This window comes from Candidatus Neomarinimicrobiota bacterium (assembly GCA_012964825.1).
Lineage (GTDB): Bacteria > Fidelibacterota > Marinisomatia > Marinisomatales > S15-B10 > UBA2125.
The window spans coordinates 17,280-38,206 of record DTTI01000030.1 but is presented as its reverse complement, the minus strand read 5'-3'; the positions used below and the strand labels follow the sequence as shown (position 1 = coordinate 38,206).

The 20,927-nt window shown below is 42.0% G+C and carries 18 protein-coding genes; 15 read left to right on the top strand and 3 right to left on the bottom strand.

What is annotated here, in order from left to right:
- The first annotated feature begins 53 nt into the window (after positions 1-53).
- The 15 genes from EYO21_02625 to EYO21_02555 all read left to right on the top strand — a co-directional run bounded on the left by EYO21_02625 (position 54) and on the right by EYO21_02555 (position 17,870).
- Complete coding sequence (locus EYO21_02625; GenBank protein HIB02706.1) at positions 54-1,712, top strand: T9SS type A sorting domain-containing protein; 1,659 nt, start codon at positions 54-56, stop codon at positions 1,710-1,712.
- 107 nt (positions 1,713-1,819) lie between these two features.
- On the top strand, positions 1,820-3,553 hold the full coding sequence (locus EYO21_02620) for an amidohydrolase (protein HIB02705.1): 1,734 nt from the start codon (positions 1,820-1,822) through the stop codon (positions 3,551-3,553).
- A 45-nt stretch (positions 3,554-3,598) separates the two neighbouring features.
- A complete protein-coding gene (locus EYO21_02615) occupies positions 3,599-4,171 on the top strand; it encodes a phosphatase PAP2 family protein (GenBank protein HIB02704.1) in 573 nt (190 codons plus the stop codon).
- Positions 4,168-5,142 carry a hypothetical protein gene (locus tag EYO21_02610; GenBank protein ID HIB02703.1) on the top strand — a complete coding sequence of 325 codons (975 nt, stop codon included), beginning with the start codon at positions 4,168-4,170 and terminating at the stop codon, positions 5,140-5,142. The genes EYO21_02615 and EYO21_02610 overlap by 4 nt, the downstream gene beginning before the upstream one ends.
- A gap of 33 nt (positions 5,143-5,175) precedes the next feature.
- Positions 5,176-6,309: an FAD-binding oxidoreductase gene (locus EYO21_02605; protein HIB02702.1), complete on the top strand. Its 1,134-nt coding sequence runs from the start codon at positions 5,176-5,178 to the stop codon at positions 6,307-6,309.
- Between the two features lie 107 nt (positions 6,310-6,416).
- Positions 6,417-8,012 carry an amidohydrolase gene (locus EYO21_02600; protein ID HIB02701.1) on the top strand — a complete coding sequence of 532 codons (1,596 nt, stop codon included), beginning with the start codon at positions 6,417-6,419 and terminating at the stop codon, positions 8,010-8,012.
- The gene (locus tag EYO21_02595) at positions 8,008-9,630 is read left to right on the top strand and encodes a M1 family peptidase (protein ID HIB02700.1); all 1,623 of its coding nucleotides are present in this window, start codon (positions 8,008-8,010) and stop codon (positions 9,628-9,630) included. Before EYO21_02600 ends, EYO21_02595 begins: the two co-directional genes overlap by 5 nt.
- A gap of 200 nt (positions 9,631-9,830) precedes the next feature.
- On the top strand, positions 9,831-11,228 hold the full coding sequence (locus EYO21_02590; GenBank protein HIB02699.1) for a glycoside hydrolase family 1 protein: 1,398 nt from the start codon (positions 9,831-9,833) through the stop codon (positions 11,226-11,228).
- Positions 11,140-12,360, top strand: a complete 1,221-nt coding sequence (locus EYO21_02585; protein HIB02698.1) for a S58 family peptidase — start codon at positions 11,140-11,142, stop codon at positions 12,358-12,360. Before EYO21_02590 ends, EYO21_02585 begins: the two co-directional genes overlap by 89 nt.
- Before the next feature lie 156 nt (positions 12,361-12,516).
- The gene (locus tag EYO21_02580; GenBank protein HIB02697.1) at positions 12,517-12,951 is read left to right on the top strand and encodes a hypothetical protein; all 435 of its coding nucleotides are present in this window, start codon (positions 12,517-12,519) and stop codon (positions 12,949-12,951) included.
- A gap of 138 nt (positions 12,952-13,089) precedes the next feature.
- Positions 13,090-13,497: a peptide-methionine (R)-S-oxide reductase MsrB gene (msrB, locus tag EYO21_02575; GenBank protein ID HIB02696.1), complete on the top strand. Its 408-nt coding sequence runs from the start codon at positions 13,090-13,092 to the stop codon at positions 13,495-13,497.
- 505 nt (positions 13,498-14,002) lie between these two features.
- A complete protein-coding gene (locus EYO21_02570; GenBank protein ID HIB02695.1) occupies positions 14,003-14,764 on the top strand; it encodes a dienelactone hydrolase family protein in 762 nt (253 codons plus the stop codon).
- 5 nt (positions 14,765-14,769) lie between these two features.
- Positions 14,770-15,717 carry a tetratricopeptide repeat protein gene (locus EYO21_02565; GenBank protein ID HIB02694.1) on the top strand — a complete coding sequence of 316 codons (948 nt, stop codon included), beginning with the start codon at positions 14,770-14,772 and terminating at the stop codon, positions 15,715-15,717.
- A gap of 13 nt (positions 15,718-15,730) precedes the next feature.
- The gene (locus EYO21_02560) at positions 15,731-16,810 is read left to right on the top strand and encodes a hypothetical protein (protein HIB02693.1); all 1,080 of its coding nucleotides are present in this window, start codon (positions 15,731-15,733) and stop codon (positions 16,808-16,810) included.
- The gene (locus EYO21_02555; protein HIB02692.1) at positions 16,803-17,870 is read left to right on the top strand and encodes an SMP-30/gluconolactonase/LRE family protein; all 1,068 of its coding nucleotides are present in this window, start codon (positions 16,803-16,805) and stop codon (positions 17,868-17,870) included. The genes EYO21_02560 and EYO21_02555 overlap by 8 nt, the downstream gene beginning before the upstream one ends.
- Here EYO21_02555 and EYO21_02550 read toward each other — a convergent pair.
- From EYO21_02550 to EYO21_02540, 3 genes are read right to left on the bottom strand one after another with little or no spacing between them, the layout of a single operon-like run.
- Positions 17,854-18,903 (bottom strand): phosphotransferase family protein, encoded by a 1,050-nt coding sequence (locus EYO21_02550; GenBank protein ID HIB02691.1) that lies wholly within the window; start codon positions 18,901-18,903, stop codon positions 17,854-17,856. The two genes, EYO21_02555 and EYO21_02550, sit on opposite strands and share 17 nt — an antisense overlap.
- Entirely contained in the window at positions 18,896-20,077 is a 1,182-nt protein-coding gene (locus EYO21_02545; protein HIB02690.1) for an acyl-CoA dehydrogenase, read from the bottom strand. The genes EYO21_02550 and EYO21_02545 overlap by 8 nt, the downstream gene beginning before the upstream one ends.
- On the bottom strand, positions 20,070-20,864 hold the full coding sequence (locus tag EYO21_02540; GenBank protein ID HIB02689.1) for a glucose 1-dehydrogenase: 795 nt from the start codon (positions 20,862-20,864) through the stop codon (positions 20,070-20,072). The genes EYO21_02545 and EYO21_02540 overlap by 8 nt, the downstream gene beginning before the upstream one ends.
- Between the last annotated feature and the right edge of the window lie 63 nt (positions 20,865-20,927).

Genomic DNA, 20,927 nt, shown 5'->3' with positions numbered 1-20,927 from the left:
AACAGCACTATGGCCGGACAGCGGACATTGGTCTGAGATTACGATTGTAAATTATGTGCCATCTTAATCTAGGAAGGTTTTTGGCTCTGACTTTTTTGTTTATTGTAACCGGACTAGTTTCTCTATACGGTCAGTCAACCATGATCAGTTTCGAGGATGCCAGTGTCTGGGCTTCAGGTGGCTCACTTCCTGAGAATACTATTGTTCTTGAAAACGATAATGAAGACTACGTCGAAGGTTCAGCTAGTATGTCAGTTATGGTTGAATACCATACCTTCTACGTTTGGGGAGGCTGGACTGACATCAGTTTTACACTAGATGAAGCTTATGATGCATCTACCTATGACGAACTTCATTTCAAACTGAAGATAATTAAAGAGCCGACTCAAAACCACCGCAGTCTGCAGTTCACCTGTGATCTTTTCGAAGATGATGGTGCGGGTGAAGCGGGAGAAATGTGGCGTTACCCAGAAGATCTTGACATTTTCTATACTCCACATTCTATTACCACCGATGATAGCATTGCTTCATCCTGGTTTGATGTAACAATTCCTTTCCGGAATCTGGTACAGCCAGCCTGGTACTCTCCTACGGATGGATGGATGGACTTCAGTGCTATCAGGAAGTTTGCTTTTGGTGTTCATACTGATAATGATTCTGTCTCTTATTCAACGGGAGGTGAGGTTTCAGATACGGTGAAATTTCTCATTGATGACCTTTATTTTGCCAGAAGCCGTGATCACGGTCAACTTCTGAGCATGGAAGAAAATGTCGCAGATTGGAGTGTTAAAACAGGTGATCCTGCTAATATAGTTACCTTAGAAAATAGCAGTGAGTATTATGCTGAAGGTGCAGGTAGTGTTAAGGGAAACATTACAATGGACGAATCAAGCTTTTATGTCTCGGGAATGTGGTCTGATATGAGTTATACATTTGACACCCCAATTGCCGTTGGTAATGCCACATCGCTCCGCTTGGGATTTAAGGTGACTAGCGTACCCATACGTAAGAACCTCATCTTCACCTTTGATGTAAAGGACGTGAATTCAGACGGTTCTGTACAGCTTTTCCGCTGGGGTGGAGATAATGAGCGTCCCGGTCATTATGGACTGTTAAACCATATAGATTCAGACTATCCTAAAGGATATCATGGGAGAACTACAGGTGCCATGTATCGTGAGATTGTAATACCATTTGCTGACATGTTTACACCAGATTCATCATCCAGCCCTGATCACGATAACGTGATTACCAACATTCACACGATTGCCATGGGTATCCATGCCAGACGGGAAGCAAAACTTGATTCAATTGGCGATACAATTTCAGCTGCAGTAAGTGATGAAGCTACATGGTTTATGGATGATCTCAGGTTGGCTAGCAGCAAACGCGACCCCTATTGGCTGGCGATTGATGATGAAGCCCTCGTGGCGCATACTTTCAGTCTGTTCCAGAACTATCCCAACCCGTTTAACCCTACGACCACCATCGAGTATTCACTGGGTGCGAGACGTGATGTAAACCTCTTCATATCCAGTATTAATGGTGAACTGGTGAAAACACTGGAAACGGGTAACAGATCAGCTGGTGCACACAAGGTTGTCTGGAATGGTTTGGATAGCCGCAACAATCCTGTTGCGAGCGGAATATATATTTACACATTGGAGGCTGATGGTTCACAATATTCAAAAAGACTTGTTCTACTTCGCTGATTTCATCAGGTTATCTTCCTTATTCAATAGATTTATTCTACGTAAAATCTTTATTAGTGTAGACCCGACATTTAGTAAACTATTTCATTAACTGTTAAGGAAAAATTATGCAACTCAAGTCATTGAGGTTCAATTCCATCACCATAATTGCGATATTATTCATTTTTGGTTGCTCCAGAGATAATAGCGCTGAGCTGGTAATCAAAAGCGCAAAAATATATACTGTAGATCCTGGAAATCCCAAAGCGTCTGCTGTTGCAGTGAAAAATGGACGAATAGTAGCTGTTGGTTTTTATTCCGCTGTTGAACCCCTTATAGGTCCTAACACTGAAGTTATTGATCTTCAAGGCCAAACGATGATTCCCGGTTTTATCGAATCCCATGGTCACATCATGGGTCTAGGTTCTTCAAAGATGAAACTCGATCTGAACGGAATCAAGGACTACAATGAACTGGTGGATATGGTGGCTGATGCCGTGTCGGAAACGGAGCCGGGAGAATGGATATTGGGAAGAGGATGGCACCAGAGCAAATGGACACCTAAACCAAAAATCATGGTGAAAGGTTTTCAGACGCATCACAAGCTAAGTGCCGTATCACCGGACAATCCTGTTTATTTGACTCATGCCAGCGGGCATGCAGGTTTTGCTAACGCCAAGGCTATGGAAATTGCTGGGATTACCTCTGGGTCTAACTTTGAAATGGAATTGGGTGATGAAATTATTTTAAAAAGAAATGATGGTGAGATAATTAGAGACGTGAATGGAAGCCCTACAGGTATATTCAACGAGGTAGCTCAGCGGCTAATCTCCAAACATTTACCAGAAGAAAACGATTCCTACCGCGACAGATCTCTTGAACTCGCAATAGATGAGTGTCTTCGATACGGTGTCACCTCTTTCCAGGATGCTGGATCAGGAAAAGCCAGTATTGACACTTACAAACGTTTCTTGAATTCTGGCAAAATGAAAATTCGTTTATATGTCATGCTCACAAGCCGTGACCCTGATTTGTTAAAAGATTGGTACCAAAGTGGACCAGAAATTGGTCTTGGAAATAACTTTCTTACCATTAGGGCTATAAAACTAAATGCCGACGGTGCCCTCGGTTCCAGGGGGGCATGGCTTTTAGCAGATTACAGTGACCGCCCGGGACATGCCGGCATGTCTACCCAGGAATTGAGTTATGTTCGTGAGGTATCAGAAAAAGGTCTTCAGTATGGCTTTCAAGTTAACACTCATGCCATTGGTGACAGAGCGGTGCGCGAGGTTTTGGATCAGTATGAATACGCTTTCGTAAGAGTTCCGGAAAAAAACCACAGGTTTAGAATTGAACATGCCCAGCATATAGATCCGGAAGACATTCCACGATTCAGTGATATGGGTGTTATAGCATCCATTCAAGGTATTCATATGAGTTCAGATCGACCTTGGGCTATTGATCGTCTGGGTAAAAAAAGAATTGAAGAGAGTGCCTATGTTTGGAGAAATTTACTTAAATCAGGCGCTGTGGTTATTAATGGCACAGACGTTCCCGTTGAGCCCATCAGTCCCATTGAATCATTTTACGCTTCAGTTACAAGAAAAACATTGGAGGGATACCCACCCGATGGTTATGAACCGTCGCAGAAAATGACCAGGGGTGAAGCATTGAAAAGCTATACACTGGACGCCGCCTATGGTGCCTTCGAAGAACATTTCAAAGGTTCCATCAAAGTGGGTAAAGTTGCTGATTTCACTGTCCTTTCCCGGGATATTATGACCGTTTCTGACGACGCCATCCTAGGAACCAAGATTCTTTATACAATTGTTAATGGAAAGATTGAATACAAGGCAGAATAATGATATAATATTACAGTGTTGTCATTTCTTAATTCTACCGATGTGATGCTTCTGGAACTTTTTAACAGGAGTGTCGCAAATCCTCTTTTTGATTTTATTTTCCCTTTTATTACCGATTCATCTAACTGGGTATTACCTCTAATCGCCTTCTACATCTACCTTTTCCGCGATGACTGGAGGCGGGCATTAAAGGCATTACTCATAGCCGTTTTTTGTCTTATTCTATCTGATGTGATGGCCGCACAAATGATCAAACCGATGGTGGGTCGAATTCGCCCTTCTCATGAATTGTCTGAATCTATAAGACTGCTTGTGGGGAAGGGGGGGAAATATTCTTTTCCTTCCAACCACGCAGCTAACAGTATGGCGTTTGCTATAGTTACAGGTTTTTTCTACCCCCAAATGAGACGTTGGTTATTGTTTATTGCAATCCTTGTGGGATTCAGCAGGGTTTATGTAGGTGTTCATTATCCAGGTGATGTTATGGCGGGCGCGCTTTTTGGTTTTGTTATAGGGAATTTCATACTTCACGTATATTCACTTTTTGTTGTTAATTTGTCAATCACTGAGAAAATTCAATGGATAAGTAGGGGAATTAAATCAAGTAATCAACTTTGAATAATATATTTAATCTAAAACGGACATCTACTATAAGGCTTAACCGAATACTATTAATTGCTATTCTCTCCTCATTACACGCAGTTCCAGATGAGACTAGTCTTCAAAGATCTGATCTTATAGATAATCCTCAAAGAAAATCAGCTTTTACACATCAAGTCCACTCTGCATTAAAGTATTATAGGTTGCCTTATTCAGGTGAAAATACTTCTTTCCGCAAAGCGGAAACCAACAACACTGTTTTCAGAATTTCTCTTAAATCACGAAGAAACAATTTTGAGGAAGTTGTAATCCTTGGATTTTCTTGTGTTGGGAAAGTGATGCAGCGTGAAATGCATAAAGAAAATAAATCTAATTATGTTGCATTAATTCCTTCTATTGTTACAATTCATTGCAGTATTCCTGTAGGACGTGATGACTCTCAACTTACTGCTTCAACCAGTTCTGTTGTTTTGAGGAATTTTGTTGATGGTACAATTACAGCACGTGAATTCTGGGATGAAATAACCAATTCAATGGAATACATTTCCGAAGCTCATTACATTAACAAATCACCGGCAATATTTGTTACAGATGTAGAATACGAAAACCTTATTGCGGCAAGGATTGCACTTGAAAACAAAAATAATCCGCGCACTGCTAATCTTCTATCAATGGCATCCAAAGCTAAATATGTTTGGGGCCTCCAGGCTAAAGTTGAATCCTTGCTCATGGACCAAATGAAAACAAAACATATGGATCTTATGATTGCTGTTATGGGCAAAACGCCTAATGATGAAGAAATGTTAAGACTTGGTAGATTGGTATTTTTGCATGTACAAAAACCACAGGATGAGTTAATAGACAGTCATACCGGTGATTCTCTACGTTATGTCTGGGGTGGTCGGTCATACCCCAAGGCTATGGATCAGTATTATGACGAATATTACGAGCGTACCAATTTGCCCAGACCCAGAAGAAAAATTGACTGAAGCTGCTAATCTTCAGATCATTTTCATTAATAAATAGTGAGTTCAAAAATTGCGGTTATCGGCGCTGGTATATTTGGTGCATCTACAGCATTAGAGCTAGCGGATAGGGGACACAGAGTTACTCTAGTGGAACAATTTGATCAGGGCGATTCTCGAACAACCAGTAATGGACTCACACGAAATATTAGATTTTCTCATGCCGGTGATGAATGGTACACCCGATCAGCCTGGATGGCGAGGTCTCTTTGGAAAGAACTTGAAAATCGGTTGTCAACTGAATTAATGGTGGAATGTGGAGTCGCCTGGTTTTCCCATGATGAGGATGGGTGGGGTGCGTTAAGCCTAAAAACATTGGAAAGTGAAGGAATTCCAGTAGAACGAATTGATCCCAGCGAGGGGGAACGTCTTTATCCAAGTTTTAATGGTGATGATCTTAGTTTTATCGTCTTTGAACCAACTGGTGGGATTTTACGAGCACGAAAATCCGTTAATGCTCTACGTTCGGCATTTTCTGAAATGGGAGGGAATTTTATTCAAGGAAGGGCAGAAAACATTGGAGGCCGTGTAATGGTTAACGGAACCGACGTTGGGGGGGATATTGTAGTGTGGGCATGCGGACCGTGGATACCTCTCCTTTTTGATCTGGGCATGGACCTTCAAGTGACTACACAGGAAGTAATTTTCTTTGAATCACCCCCAGAATGGGATGCACCCAATGTCCCCGCTTATACAGATATAGAAGAAGCTTTTTACGGATGTGGCGGTTGCGAAGGGCGGCCTTTTAAACTTGCTTCAGATGTTCGAGGCAAGGAATTTAATCCTGACAAAGATGAAAGAGAACTCAGCAAAGAACAATTGAAATGGTGCAAAGACTATTTAACCAAGCGTTTTCCAGATCTTTCTGGAGCAAAGGTAAAAGAAAGACGTCTATGTCAATACACCTCCACATCTGATAGCAATTGGATTGTAGCTCAAGTTCCTGGCTTTAATCATCAATGGATTGTGGGAGCGGGATCAGGACACGGTTTTAAACACGGACCGGCATTAGGAAAATATGTTGCTGACCTAATAGAAGAAAAGACTAAGCCTGAGACAAAATTTGCCATTAATGAACGGCCTTACAATTCTGGTGGCTGGCTTCATCTCTACAACAAACAGCATCTTTAATTCTCTTTTTCTTATTTTCTTACCCATTTTGTCTAAATCAATCCTCCGTGGTATTTTCATAGACTATATGGGGCAATAAGCAAGAAAATTGAAATAAAGGAGAAAACATGAAAACTACAAAATTCCTTCTTTTTACCATACTGACCGTAACGTTTCTATCAGCACAAAACCGTAGAACTATTGAACCTGCACCCGATCGTAGTGAAGGTGAAGGGCCCTTTCAGAAGTTAATTATTAGAGGAGGAACATTAATTGATGGTACTGGTGCGCCTCCTCGTGGTCCAGTTGATATCGTCGTTGAGGGAAATAAAATTACCCGGGTAGCTAGTGTGGGAACACCCTTTATTGAAATTGATGAGGAACGACGCCCCAAGGATGCCACTTTTGAAATAGATGCCCATGGAATGTACGTGTTGCCCGGAATCGTTGATTTACACACGCATCTAGGTGGCGTACCTAAGGCACCAGAAGCTGAATATGTGTATAAACTTTGGCTAGGACATGGAATAACAACTACGCGGGGTGTTCCTTTTACCGGATTTGACCTTTCTCTTAGTGAAAAAGGAAGAAGCGAAAAGAATGAAATTACTGCACCTAGAATGTTCTCTTATCATCGTCCTGGAAGTGGAGGAGATGACTGGAAGGATGGTTCTGTTAATACTCCCGAGACGGCACGTAGGTGGGTCCGTTACGCTGCAAGAAAAGGCGCTGATGGAATGAAACTTGGCTCCTACCCTCCGGATGTTATGGCTGCATTACTGGACGAAGCAAAGAAGCAAAATCTCGGTTCCACGGCGCACTTGGCACAAACTGGTGTAGCACAAATGAATGCCATCGACGCTGCTCGTCTGGGGCTCGGCTCAGTTACACACTTTTATGGCTTGTTCGAATCCATGTATGAGACAAACGACGTTCAACCATGGCCTGTGGGCATGAATTATAGTGATGAGCAGTACCGTTTTGGACAGGTAGCCCAGCAGTGGAAACTGGTGAAACCCCACGGTAAAAAGTGGAAATCGCTGTTGAAAGAATTTCTGGCTTTGGACACTACTCTTGACCCCACCATGACCATCTATGCGGCGGGTCGTGATGTGATGCATGCCAGGAACGCGGATTGGCACGATGAATATACCTTGCCGTCAATGTGGGAATTTTACACACCCAGTAGAGAGAGCCACGGATCATACTTTTTTGATTGGACCACCTGGGATGAGGTGGCTTGGCGAAATTTCTATAGGGTCTGGATGATGTTTTTAAATGAATACAAGAACATGGGTGGGCGTGTTACTACAGGTTCAGATTCGGGATTTATCTATAAACTGTATGGATTTGGTACCATTGAAGAATTGGAACTTCTTCAGGAGGCTGGTTTTCATCCGTTAGAGGTAATACGCTCCGCTACAATGCACGGGGCCGAAACCCTTTATAAACCGTTGGGGAAACCCATCGAGTTTGGAGTCATCCGCTCAGGAATGCTGGCGGATATGTTGATTGTTGATGAAAACCCTGTGGAAAATCTCAAAGTACTCTATGCCACTGGAGCTGTCAGACTGAATGATCAAACCGGGGAGGTTGAACGGGTAGGGGGTGTGAAGTTCACCATAAAGGACGGAATTGTTTACGACGCTCAACGGCTTCTTGACGATGTAAAAAAGATGGTTAAGAAACAAAAACGGGAAAAGGGGGACAGAATCCTGCATTAGTAGTCAACCTGTGAAGTATTCTTCACTTTTAATTACTGCACTTCTCTATTCCAATTTTTTCTTATGCGCACAGGGATACACCTCCGGCGGAATACTTCATCCCAACCAGGCCTCCTACGATGTTACTTATTACGATCTCAATTTCCATATCGATCCGGAAAAACGATTCCTAAAAGGAACAACCACAGCACATATAAATATTCTTGAGAGGGTTGACAGTCTCAAGTTTGATCTAGTTGATGCATTTACGGTGCGAGACGTCAAGGCAAATGGACGACGGGTGCCTTTTAATCACCAAAATGATGCTCTTTGGGTAGATATACCACCCTATAACCAGGGTAAATTCTGTAAGATCCAAATCAAATATGATGGGCATCCTCCAACAGCCGTCAACCCTCCATGGGACGGCGGATTTACCTGGAAAGAAGACAGTGACGGAAATCCGTGGATTGGAATGTCTTGTGCTAACGAAGGAGGAAAAATGTTCTTTCCATGTAAGGACCATCCATCCGATCGAGCAGACAGCATGGCAATTTCAGTCACCGTTCCAAAAGGATTGTCCGTGGCTTCTAACGGTAATTTGCTGAATATATTCGAAACTGATAAGGGTTCAACCTATAACTGGAAAACACGCTACCCCATTGCCAACTATAATATCAATTTCACCATTGGCGCTTTCGAAAAAGTTGAGAAAGAGTTCATCTCCGTCACAGGAAGGTCAATGCCTGTCATTTTCTACGTGTTGAAAGAAAATAAAAACAAGGCGGAACCCCATCTAAACATGGTAATGAAGATGATCAGCTCTCATGAAAACTATTTTGGTGAATACCCATTCATTTATGAAAAGTTCGGTCTGGTGGAGACACCTTATCTAGGAATGGAACATCAGACCATCAACGCTTATGGAAATCAATTCCGTTACACTGAACTGGGCGGGGAGTCGTTTGACTGGCTTCTTCTTCACGAGTTGGGGCATGAGTGGTGGGGAAACAAAATGAATGCCGCTGATTGGTCTGATTACTGGATTCACGAAGGGATCTGCACTTACGCAGACGCCCTTTATCACCGGGAAATGGCCGGGGAAGAAGGATATCATAAAAAAATGGCCATTGCGAGACATGGTATCCAAAATGTGATGTCCATTATTCCCAAACGGAATGCCACTACAGATGAAGTTTACCAAAGTGACATCTACGGCAAAGGATCATACCTGATGCACTCTCTTCGTTTCATCATGGGCGATAGACGTTTTTTTCACGCTCTCAGGGATTTCATCACAGACCTTCAATACACCTACCAAAATCTTGTACTGGAAAAGGATTTCACAATGCACTTCAGCAGCCGCGCCGGCCAGGATCTGAGTCCTTTCATCCATATGATGCTCTATACCACAGACCTTCCAGTAGCTGTTGTGCGAAAGGTCAAGGAGAATCGTTATGCCTTGAGTGTAGAAGCAGTAGGAATGAAACTCCCTGTTGAGGTGAATATCGGGGACAGGATTCGAAAAATTAAGCTCAGTTCAGATCCGGTTCTCATTAGAGCTAAGGAAAAACCGGTTATCGATCCTAACCACTGGTATTTATGGAGGAGGGATTTCGATGAAAAGAGTGACTATTAGTTTTACTTTACTTTTTATTTATTATGCTGGGTGTGGGGCACCGCCTCAGAATGCTTCTCCTGAAGTTATCACGACTGAAGAAAGTAGATTCGCTCCCTCAACATGGGTATCACTCCAAAGTAGAATTTTCTGTGCTCAGACTCCTTTGAGACATTTAACCGTACTAACGATTGATCATTGCACAGTAATTTTTTTGGATTATGGATAAAAAACTGATCCTTTTTGTCCCAATTGGTTTGTGGCTCATTTATGTCATAACCATGAGTGCCAGGCATCCTGAAGTAAGGTGGGATTGGGAAAAGGAAGAAACGAAAACTTTAAGTTTTCCGCCAGGGTTCGTTTGGGGCGTGGCAACGGCAGCACACCAAGTTGAAGGTGGATGCACAAATAACTGGTCGGAGTGGGAGAATACTCCCGATGAAAACGGTAACCCAAGAATTCACAAAGGTAATAAATCAGGTATGGCCTGTGATCATTGGAACCGTTACAGGGAAGACATTGGACTTATCGAAAGCCTGGGAGTAGATATGTATCGCTTTTCTGTTGAATGGAGCAAAATAGAACCCCAGGAGGGACAATTTGACTACAGTGCCTTAGAACACTACAAAGATGTTTGTATTGCTTTAAAGCAATCGGGTATCACCCCAGTAATCACCCTGCACCATTTCACCAATCCGCTTTGGTTTGAGGCCAAGGGCGCTTTTGAGAAAGAAGAAAACCTGGAATATTTCGTCAGGTTCGCTGAACAGGTTTTTGACTATCTTAAGGACCATGTAGACATATGGTGCACCGTTAATGAGCCAGCTGTTTACACCTACCAGGGATATTTTAATGGAGTTTGGCCGCCGGGGAAAATGGATCCTCAACTAGCCGGGACAGTATTAAAAAACCTTTTAGAGGGACATGTCCGTGTTTATAAGGCCCTTAAGTCAAAAAAGGGTGGAACTAGGGCACAAATCGGCATTGTGAAAAACATATTTCCCTTTGATCCTTACAACCGTTGGAATCCTTTGGATTGGATGGTAACCCGGATACTGGACAATGCTTTCAACAGTGTGGCTCTGGATTTCTTGATCTCAGGAACATACGATTTTTCAATGCCCACCATGGCAAAAGTGGAATATGAAAATCCTAAGGCCGTTGGTACACTGGATTTCATTGGGCTCAACAATTATTCTCATCAGCGAATCAATTCACATCTCAACCTGAAACAATTCTTCACCATTGAGTTTTACCCTCATGAACAAATGACGGATATGCATTACCCCATTTATCCGGAAGCTCTCTATCGGTCCATTAAGGTGGCATCGCAAATGGGGGTGCCTATATATATCACCGAAAACGGCATCGCAGATGGGACAGATGACAGAAGAGCTATTTACATTGATCGTTACATTCGGGCGGTCTCAAGGTCAATTCAAGAAGGATATGACGTCCGAGGTTATTTCTACTGGTCACTCATGGATAATTTTGAGTGGACAGAAGGTTATGACATGAAATTTGGCTTGTATGAGGTTGACTTTATTACTCAAGAACGGAAACTCAGAGAGGGTTCCCGTCGGTTTATTGAAATCGTTGAAGGCTCAAAAGGTGATTAGAAAATTGCCTAAGGTTGACCTCTGTCTTTTAGTGATCCTGTGCTGTATTGTAAATCTTTCAGCTGAAAATCGAAAACGTGCCCGGGATCTAGGTGTTGAAATTGGAATATTCTCCCCAGGTGAAAATAATGCAATCAGCGATGTAGAGGGTGTTACGGTGGGACAGACAACGGTTATAAAAGGTGACAGTGTACGTACCGGTGTTACGGTCATTTTACCGCATGGTGGCGATCTTTTTCATGAAAAAGTACCTGGTGCAATATATGTAACCAACGGTTTCGGAAAGTTGGTTGGAACAACTCAAATCGAAGAATTGGGTACAATTGAAACCCCCATTGCTCTCACCAACACCCTTAACACATTTTTGGTCGCTAATTCTCTTATCGATTATATGATTACTGTCTCTGGGCCACTTCGATCTGTTAATCCTGTTGTAGGCGAAACAAATGATTCTGGATTGAATGATATCCTGGGAAGGCATGTAAACAAACAGCATGTTTTTGCTGCCATAAATAATGCTACTGGCGGGGCTGTGGAAGAAGGATCCGTTGGGGCGGGCGCCGGTACCCGCGCACTGGGTTTTAAAGGAGGAATAGGAACCGCATCCAGAGTTTTGCCTAAGTCTTTAGGTGGTTACACCGTAGGAGTGTTGGTCCAATCCAATTTCGGCGGCCTCTTTACCATTGATGGTGTACCCGTAGGGAAAGAAATGGGGAAGATTCTCTTCAAGAAAGATTTGACCATCGAAGACGAAGGGTCATGTATGATTGTAGTTGCTACGAACGCACCATTATCGCCGAGAAACCTGAAGCGAATGGCGAAGCGGACAGCACATGCTTTCGGTAGAGTAGGCGCATATTCTTCAAATGGAAGCGGAGATTATGCTATTGCTTTTTCGACATCTCAAAAGGTTCGTCGTATTTCAAGAGGTAATGATCTAGAGTTTGTTCTGCAAGAAGTACATAACCGGCACATGAGTCCTCTTTTTCAGGCAGTTGTTGAAGGGACGGAGGAAGCCATTGTAAATTCAATTCTTATGGCAACAACCGTCGAAAGTAAATATGGTCGATCTGAAGCGATCTCAATTGAAGAGGTAGTAAAAATATTAAAAAAATATGGTGCAATAGAGTAGATACTTGAACCCCACCAGTCTAATTGTGTTGGGGCTTTTAAGGACCACTATTCATACAAAGAATTTGCGAAAGGGGGCCGTGAAGCAAAGCTTCGTCGTGAGGTGGAAAAAAGATTACCAATGAAGACACGACCATAATCTTTTGGATAAATGGAAATGCATCAAAATATCATTAAACTTTTTCTATTCTCAATAATTGTTTTTTGTGGGTGCTCCGATTCTTCTCTTCCTTTAGCTACTATCACTGAATCTGAACAGGAGGTTGACTTTTCTTTTGAGCTATTAAGCCACAGCAACACTATTTCACCGACCCTATTCTGTAATGTTCGAATATCAAACATATCAGAACTCCCTATTACTTTTTGGTTATTAACTTTAGAAGTGCTAACTGATCAAGGAACATTAATCACAGGAACATTGTGGGATGATGATCTCATTCTCAATCCAATGCAAACATACATTGCTGAGGGTATTCCTTTGGCGGTAAGACCAAGCTGTGTCAATTCAGGTAAGGTGTGTGCCATAACCTCGACAAGCGGTGAATTGGTTCAAAGCTGGAAGGTTATTGGCAAATATGCTGAGAGCAATTAATCTTTGGTGCGAAAAATGAACTGCAATGTTGTGAAGGCTTGTATCAATAAATTACTTAATAGGAGCATCGTCTATTTTGTTATCTATATGATGATTGTTCCTTTGTGGTCTCAAAATGAAAAAATTACTAATAAAGAAATGAACCAAAAGATCAATAAGACTGAAGAAGAGTGGCAAGGTTGTCTTACCCCGGAGGAATACAGAATTCTTCGAGAAAAAGGAACAGAAATGGCTTTTACGGGTAAATTCAACAAACATTATGAAGAGGGTATTTACAAGTGCTCTGGGTGTGGCGCGAAACTATTCTCTTCGGATACTAAATATGATTCCGGATCAGGTTGGCCCAGTTTCTGGAAACCTTTATCAGAAGGGATTGTTGAGACAAAATTGGATCGTAGCATGGTTATGGAGCGTACGGAAATCCTCTGCGCAAAATGTGGTGGTCACCTAGGACATCTTTTTGAAGACGGTCCCAATCCAACTGGTTTACGTTATTGCTTAAATTCCATATCCCTTGATTTCGATTCGAAAGAGAAGAAAAATTAACTAGTGACTTTGAGGGATGAAGGATACTTACAAAGAAACCAATAAATCAGGCCTTAAACCGTTACTGAACCCGAGAGAGGAAACGTACGAAATACCAATTTCAGTTCTTTAGTTTACATTTTTTGATAAATACGAGCATTCTTATTAACTATAGTTACTAACTAACTATTTTAATATAAATGTGGTTGAGAAAATTAATTAAAGGTATACTTTCATAACTTTTGCGACATGGTCATTTCTTGTGAGAGATTATCAACTGTGTCTATGATTATGAAAGACCTAGGATAGTCATGGAGTTTTACCCCCATGTCGGGATTACATCCCGCTTATCTATAGATTCTGATTGTGCTATTCGCAGTGGTGAAGAAAAACACTGGAAACATACCCATGATGATTGGGTCTTTAACCACTATACAAAAACGATCTAAGGTTGCGTCTCTTCTCAACATTTCTTCTTTTTTCGGTATTTCTTAATTCTCAATCTTACCAGGACTATGTGAAGACCATGTCCCGTCTTCACGATAATGATACACCTGTTTCATCTGGAATGGTGGTTTCATTATCCAATTTCGTGTACTCTCAAAACGTGGTCTATGGAAAGATTAATGACAAAAAGATATCCGGATATCTTTCTATGCCTTCAAAAGGGGCTTCAGATTTACCCGGAATTATCCTTATCCACGAATGGTGGGGTTTAAATGATAACATTCGCAATGTGGCAGATCAATTTGCAGAAAAAGGTTTTGTTGCGTTGGCAGTTGACATGTATGAGGGTAAAGTGGCTGATTCTTCTGCCGACGCTAGAAAATTTATGTCTGCTGTTGGAAAAGCTCCGGATTCTGCAAAGCAAAATATTCGACAAGCGTTTACATACCTCAAGGAAGTAGTTAAATCTGAGAAAATTGGAGTAATTGGATGGTGCTTTGGAGGTGGTTGGTCACTTCAAACTTCCATTCTACTGGGCAAAAGCCTGGATGCATGTGTTATTTATTACGGTAGAATCATTTCAGATAAGAAGCAACTAAGCTCCATTCAGTCGCCGATACTTGGAATATTTGGTGGTGAAGACAGGGGCATTCCTGCAGACGGTGTAAAAGCTTTTGAACAGACTTTAAAGGATTTAAACAAAACTGTTTCAGTCCATATTTATGAAGGAGCTGGGCACGCATTTGCAAACCCTTCTGGAAATAATTATCAAGATACTCCTGCAAAGGATGCATGGTCTAAGACACTGGATTTTTTCTCTCACTACCTAAAAACTAATTAGTCCGGATGTCTGGCATCCGTATTCCTTTATTACTGGCAGTTATTTTTTCTCTATTCAATTCTTGTGTTCGAACTTCCCGGGTTCAGCCTCATTCATCCGCTCCTGAGGTGATATCCCTATTAGGAATATCACTGTATCCCATGAATTTCTCTGGCAATATCCTTGACACTTACATCCGAAATCTTGAAAAGGCTCAGACGGATTATGATAATAATCCTGAAAATGCAGACAACATCATCTGGCTTGGCCGACGGACTGCATATTTCGGTGAATACCACAAAGCCATAGAGATTTTCAGTGAAGGGATAACAAAATTCCCGGATGATGCTAGAATGTACCGTCATCGGGGGCATCGTTATATAAGTACAAGAAAATTTGACTTGGCTATTGAAGATCTTGAAAAGGCTTCGAAGCTAATTTTTAATAAAGAGGATGAAATTGAACCAGACGGTCTCCCCAACGACAGGAATATTCCCACCAGCACATTGCAGTCCAATATCTGGTATCATCTTGGACTGGCATATTACCTTACTGGGAATTTGGATAAAGCTTTCCGCAGTTATATGGAATGCATGAGAGTATCCGGTAATAATGACATGCTAGTAGCAACTTCTCATTGGTTATACATGACCTTGAGACGTATGGAACGGGAAAAAGAAGCTGCTGATCTTCTTCTTCCAATTTCTGAAAAGATGGATATTATTGAAAACGATGCTTACCATCAATTGCTGTTATTTTACAAGGGCAAAATTGCTGAAAGAAATCTCTTCAAAGAAGGAGAGGACGCTCTGCAAAACACCACATTGGCTTACGGCGTTGCAAACTGGCACTGTTATAATGGAAACGAGGAGAATGGGTCGCGACAATTGAAATCAATACTGACTGGTGATTACTGGCCGGCTTTTGGATATATCGCTGCCGAGGCAGATGTGGTAGATAATAGATGCCGCTAACAAGGAGATAGACATGAAACCCTGGATGATTTACGGTGCTAACGGATATTCGGCGCGGATTATCTTGAAGGTGGTTTCTGAACGGGGAATGAAACCAATTATTGCTGGGAGAAATCGTGATCAAATAGATCAACTTTCCTCAGAACATGGTTTGGATAGTCGTATCTTTGACCTTACATCATTTGACTCTGTTTCTGAGCAAATTTCTGATATAGATATTCTCCTCAACTGTGCTGGTCCTTTCTCATCTACCGCTGAAATGATGATATCAGCCTGTCTTCATACCTCGACCCACTATATTGACATTACCGGAGAAATAGATGTTTTCGAATATGCCCATTCTAAAAATAGAGAGGCAAAGGCTTCAAGTGTGGTTATTTGCCCGGGTGTTGGTTTTGATGTAGTACCGACAGACTGTCTCGCTGTAATGTTACAAAGGGAGCTTCCATCCGGCACGGATCTTTCTTTAGCATTCCAGCCTGTTGCAAGCAAATTAAGTCCCGGAACAGCTAAGACAGCTGTGGAAGGTGCATCCAAAGGAGGCTGGATACGAAAAAATGGGAAGCTTCTTTCTGTTCCTTTAGCCTATGCAACTAGAGAAATCGATTTTGGTTCTGGGCCTAGAAATACTGTATCCATTTCATGGGGAGATGTATCAACTGCTTATTTCAGCACAGGCATCCCCAATATTCAGGTGTACCTCCCTATGTCTGAAAAAGGAATTGAGCGTCTAAGAAAAAGACGTAAATATGCAAAAATTATGAAGCCAGCTATGGTTCAAAATTTTCTTAAACGTAGAATCGAAAAAAATATAAAAGGTCAATCCGAGGAAGAAAGGAAAAATTCAAAAATGAACATCTGGGGAGAGCTAATGAATCCTTCTGGGGATTCTGTTGTTGGTCGTTTCGATACTGGGAACGGATATGATGTTACGGCTGTAGGGGCCGTTGAAATTGTTTCTTTCCTTAATTCAAACAGGGTTGATGGAGGTTATTACACACCTGCAATGTTAGCAGGCACCTCAATCCTGGAAAAACTTCCAGGTTACACCGGTATCCAATTCGAAAGATTCAAAGAAGAAGAACATGAATAAAATTCGTGAGATATTACTTTTCCTTTTTCTTTCGATGGTTCTTTATCTTTTTTTCTGGCCTGTTCCCGTAGATCCTGTCATTTGGGAACCTCCTCATTCTCCTGCCTTGGAAGGTGATTACACCCCTAATAACTATTTAGTAAACGTTGAAAGATTTGGTTTGGGTGATGGTATTGGGCCAGAAGATGTCGATGTAGATGCTTTCGGTAATATATACACCGGTTATGAAGAAGGTGAAATAATCCGGTATAAACCTGACGGCAGTGGAGGAGAGCGCTTCGCCCACACTGGCGGCCGACCTTTAGGTCTAGAGTTTGATAAATATGGGAATCTCATAGTTGCTGACGCACTCCAGGGACTACTCTCCATTGATCCTGTAGGAAAAATCACCGTCTTAACAACAGGTACCAATGATGTCAAGTTCGGGTTTGCCGACGATCTGGATATTTCTCCAGATGGAACAATCTATTTTTCAGATGCATCTTCAAAAACTGGTATTACTGACTACAGACATGATATTGTTGATCACCGCCCCTATGGTGGTCTATTTGCTTATGAGCCCCAAAGTAAAAGGACTTATCTGGTACAAGACAGTATGTATTTTGCCAATGGCGTTGCTGTCAGCCCGGAAGGTGATTTTGTTTTGGTAAATGAAACAAGTGAATACAGGGTGAGAAAAGTGTGGATTAAAGGAAACATGAAAGGTAAGAGTGAGATTCTCATGGATGGACTTCCCGGGTTCCCTGATGGAATTTCTTCTAATGGTCGTGGAATCTATTGGATTGCACTACCATCAAGACGGCAGACCATTATTGACGATCTTTCTGATAACCCTATTATGAGGAAGATGATTCTTCGGTTGCCAGAAGCCATTCAACCTGCCCCACAAAGATATGGCTTTGTTTTGGGAATTGATGGAGAAGGGAATGTCGTTCATAATCTCCAGGACCCTTCACCTGATTCATTTTCACCCATAACCAGTGTGGAAGAGCATGACGGTATGCTCTACCTTGGGAGCCTTACTTATTCCGGTTTTGCCAGAATCAGGGCTCCTGAATAAGATTTAGCGCTGACTGAGTCAGGAAGGGTATCATATCACCAAATATAGCAAAACGCTTGTCTTCAGTTTGACCTCTTACATACCTGATATATATCTGGGCCACAATCCCTACTACACGAAAAAGGCCAAGAACATGATAAAATTTTATAGCTGAAATATCACGACCGATTATTTCTGAATAACGTTCCAACAGTTCATTTCGGAATAAGAATCCATTTTCCGTAGGCATCATTGCCGCTTTCCTTAAAAATTCTGGGTCAGACGGTTCACTCCAATAACTCAACAATGAACCGAGATCACTTAATGGATCACCTAGTGTACACATATCCCAATCAAAAACTGCTACCACCTCTTTAGGACTGTTTTTGGAAAACATAATATTGTCCAGTTTGTAATCATTGTGAACAAGAGAATAATGTGTTGAATCTGGAAGGTTATTCTCAAGCCAGGCGTAAATCTCATCCATCTCTGGCATTTCCTGGTGTTTTGCCTTTTCCCATCGAGTGTACCAACCATTCACTTGGCGGGAGATGAAACCTTCCGGTTTTCCCAGTTCACTTAATCCTAAAACATTATAGTCAACTTTGTGAAATTTTGCGAGTACGTCTATCAAGGCCTTACTCATATAGCGAGGAGCTTCCGGCATGCTGGAAAATTCTTTTGGCAAGTTTCTCCTTATCACAATACCCCGCCGTCGATCCATGATGAAAAAAGGTGCACCGATAACATCTGGATCAGCACATAACAGAAACGCCTGTGGTGCGTATGGGAACGCCTCATGTAGAACTGAAAGAACCTTAAACTCTCGGTCCATGTCATGCGAGGATGGTGCCACAGGTCCAAGAGGAGGCCGTCTTAAAACATATTTACAGGCTCCGTAGTCTAAGAGATAGGTTAGATTGGCAGCACCACCGCCAAATTGCCTTACTGTAAGTGCTTTTTCAGTGCCTTCGAGTTTTCCCCGCAAATATTCAGCAAGACACGATTCATCAAACCGTTCATCAGGGCGAACGGAGATGGTATCATTATCCATCAGTATATTGTTTAAGAATCTGTTTTGCCACTGACCGTTTATGAACCTCATCAGCACCATCATAAATCCTAGCCCCTCGCTCATGACGATACCAGAAGGAGAGGGGGGTATCATCGGTAATTCCGAGAGCACCGTGCGTTTGAATAGCTCTATCCAGAATTTTTGTAAGGACATCAGCCACATAGAACTTAATGATAGAGACATCCCTTCTGGCCGCATAGGGTCCTTTTTCATCTATTTGTCTGGCACAATCCAGTACCAAAAGTCGCGCAGCATTTATTTCAGCCCTAGATTCTGAAATCCAGTTGTGAATTACCCCTTCGTTTGACAATGCATGGCCAGGAGACAATTCACGAGAAGATGCGCGTCGACACATAAGATCGAAGGCCCTTTCGCATATACCAATCCACCGCATGCAGTGGTGAATCCTTCCAGGGCCTAAACGTTCCTGAGCCAGTGTAAATCCGGAACCAACATTGCCCAACAGGGATGAAGTCGGGACGCGGCAATCCTGAAAAACCACTTCCGCATGGCTAAAATACCCTTCACCAGTATCTCCCATTACTGAGATATTCCTGACGATTTCATATCCAGGATTATCACTACTGACAATGAACATACTTGCTCGACCATATTTGTCTTTACTTTGTGAATCTGTTACTGCCATGACAATACAAAAACTGGCTCCGTCAGCGGCCGAAGTGAACCACTTTCGTCCATTGATGATGTATTCGTTCCCATCCAAATTTGATGTAGTATCCATCCACGTAGGATTTGATCCAGGTTTATCTGGTTCTGTCATGGCGAAACAACTTCGAATGTTTCCTGCAATGAGTGGCTCAAGGAAGGTACTTTTCTGATCTGGTGAACCGTGTCCTCGAAGGAGTTCAATATTCCCAATATCAGGAGCTTGACAATTGAATACATAATGACCCAAAGGTGATTTGCCAAGAATTTCACTAATTTCGGCAAATTGTGTTAATGAAAGATCCATACCACCATCATTTTTCGGTAGATAGGGCGTCCACCAGCCTTTCTTTTTTACCTTTTTCCTCAAATTTTTAAGATGTTTCATGAGTTTCGAGAATTCATTGGAAAGCAATAAAGATTCAAGAGGTATCACTTCAGACTCGACAAATGCACTTATTTTGTTATTTATTGTCAACTTAATAATATTTTACTGGATTGAAGGGGGGACCCAGGGTTTGCCCACCATCAACAGTCATGGTTTCGCCTGTGGTAAATGAAGAAGCATCTGAGGCAAGATAGAGAGCTATACCGGCAATTTCTTCAGGTTCTGCCAACCTTCTTTGAGGGATGCTTTTGAGGATTTCATCGTGAACTTTTTCATTTTTCCAGAGCCCCGAACTGAATTGAGTCTTGATAAATCCCGGAGCAATGGCATTAACCTGAATATTATCAGGTGCCAATTCTTGAGCCAACATTTTTGTCAACATTACAACTGCAGCTTTACTGATAGAGTAGACTCCCATTCCTATAAGAGGTAGTTTTGCGGCTATTGAAGAAACATTGATTATTTTCCCGCCGCCACGTTTCTTCATGTGTGAAAATGATGCTTTTGCTAATCGAAAATATCCTTTGACATTCACTTCCCAAACTTTATCCCACTGACTTTCCTCAGATTGAAGGAGTGGACCAAACTGCGGGTTTGTGGCAGCATTATTAACAACAATATCAATTCCGCCACATGAATCTAACGTTTTCTGGATGAGATTTTCCACAGCATCTCTGTCCCCCGTATGGGCAGCGATGGGAACAACTTTTCCACTTTCACTATTGATCTCCTCGGCTGCTTTATCTAACCCGTCCTGTTTTCGGCTAGCAATGACAACTGTGGCCCCTGAATTACAAAATCCATTTGCAATGGCCTTTCCGATTCCTCGGGATCCTCCCGTAACTATCGCAACTTTATCTGTTAAATCAAAATTTGGTTTTTTCATGCTACCTCTCTCTTCTAACTTTCTTACAAGAAGAAACGGAGATAGTGGGGGAATTTCAAGACA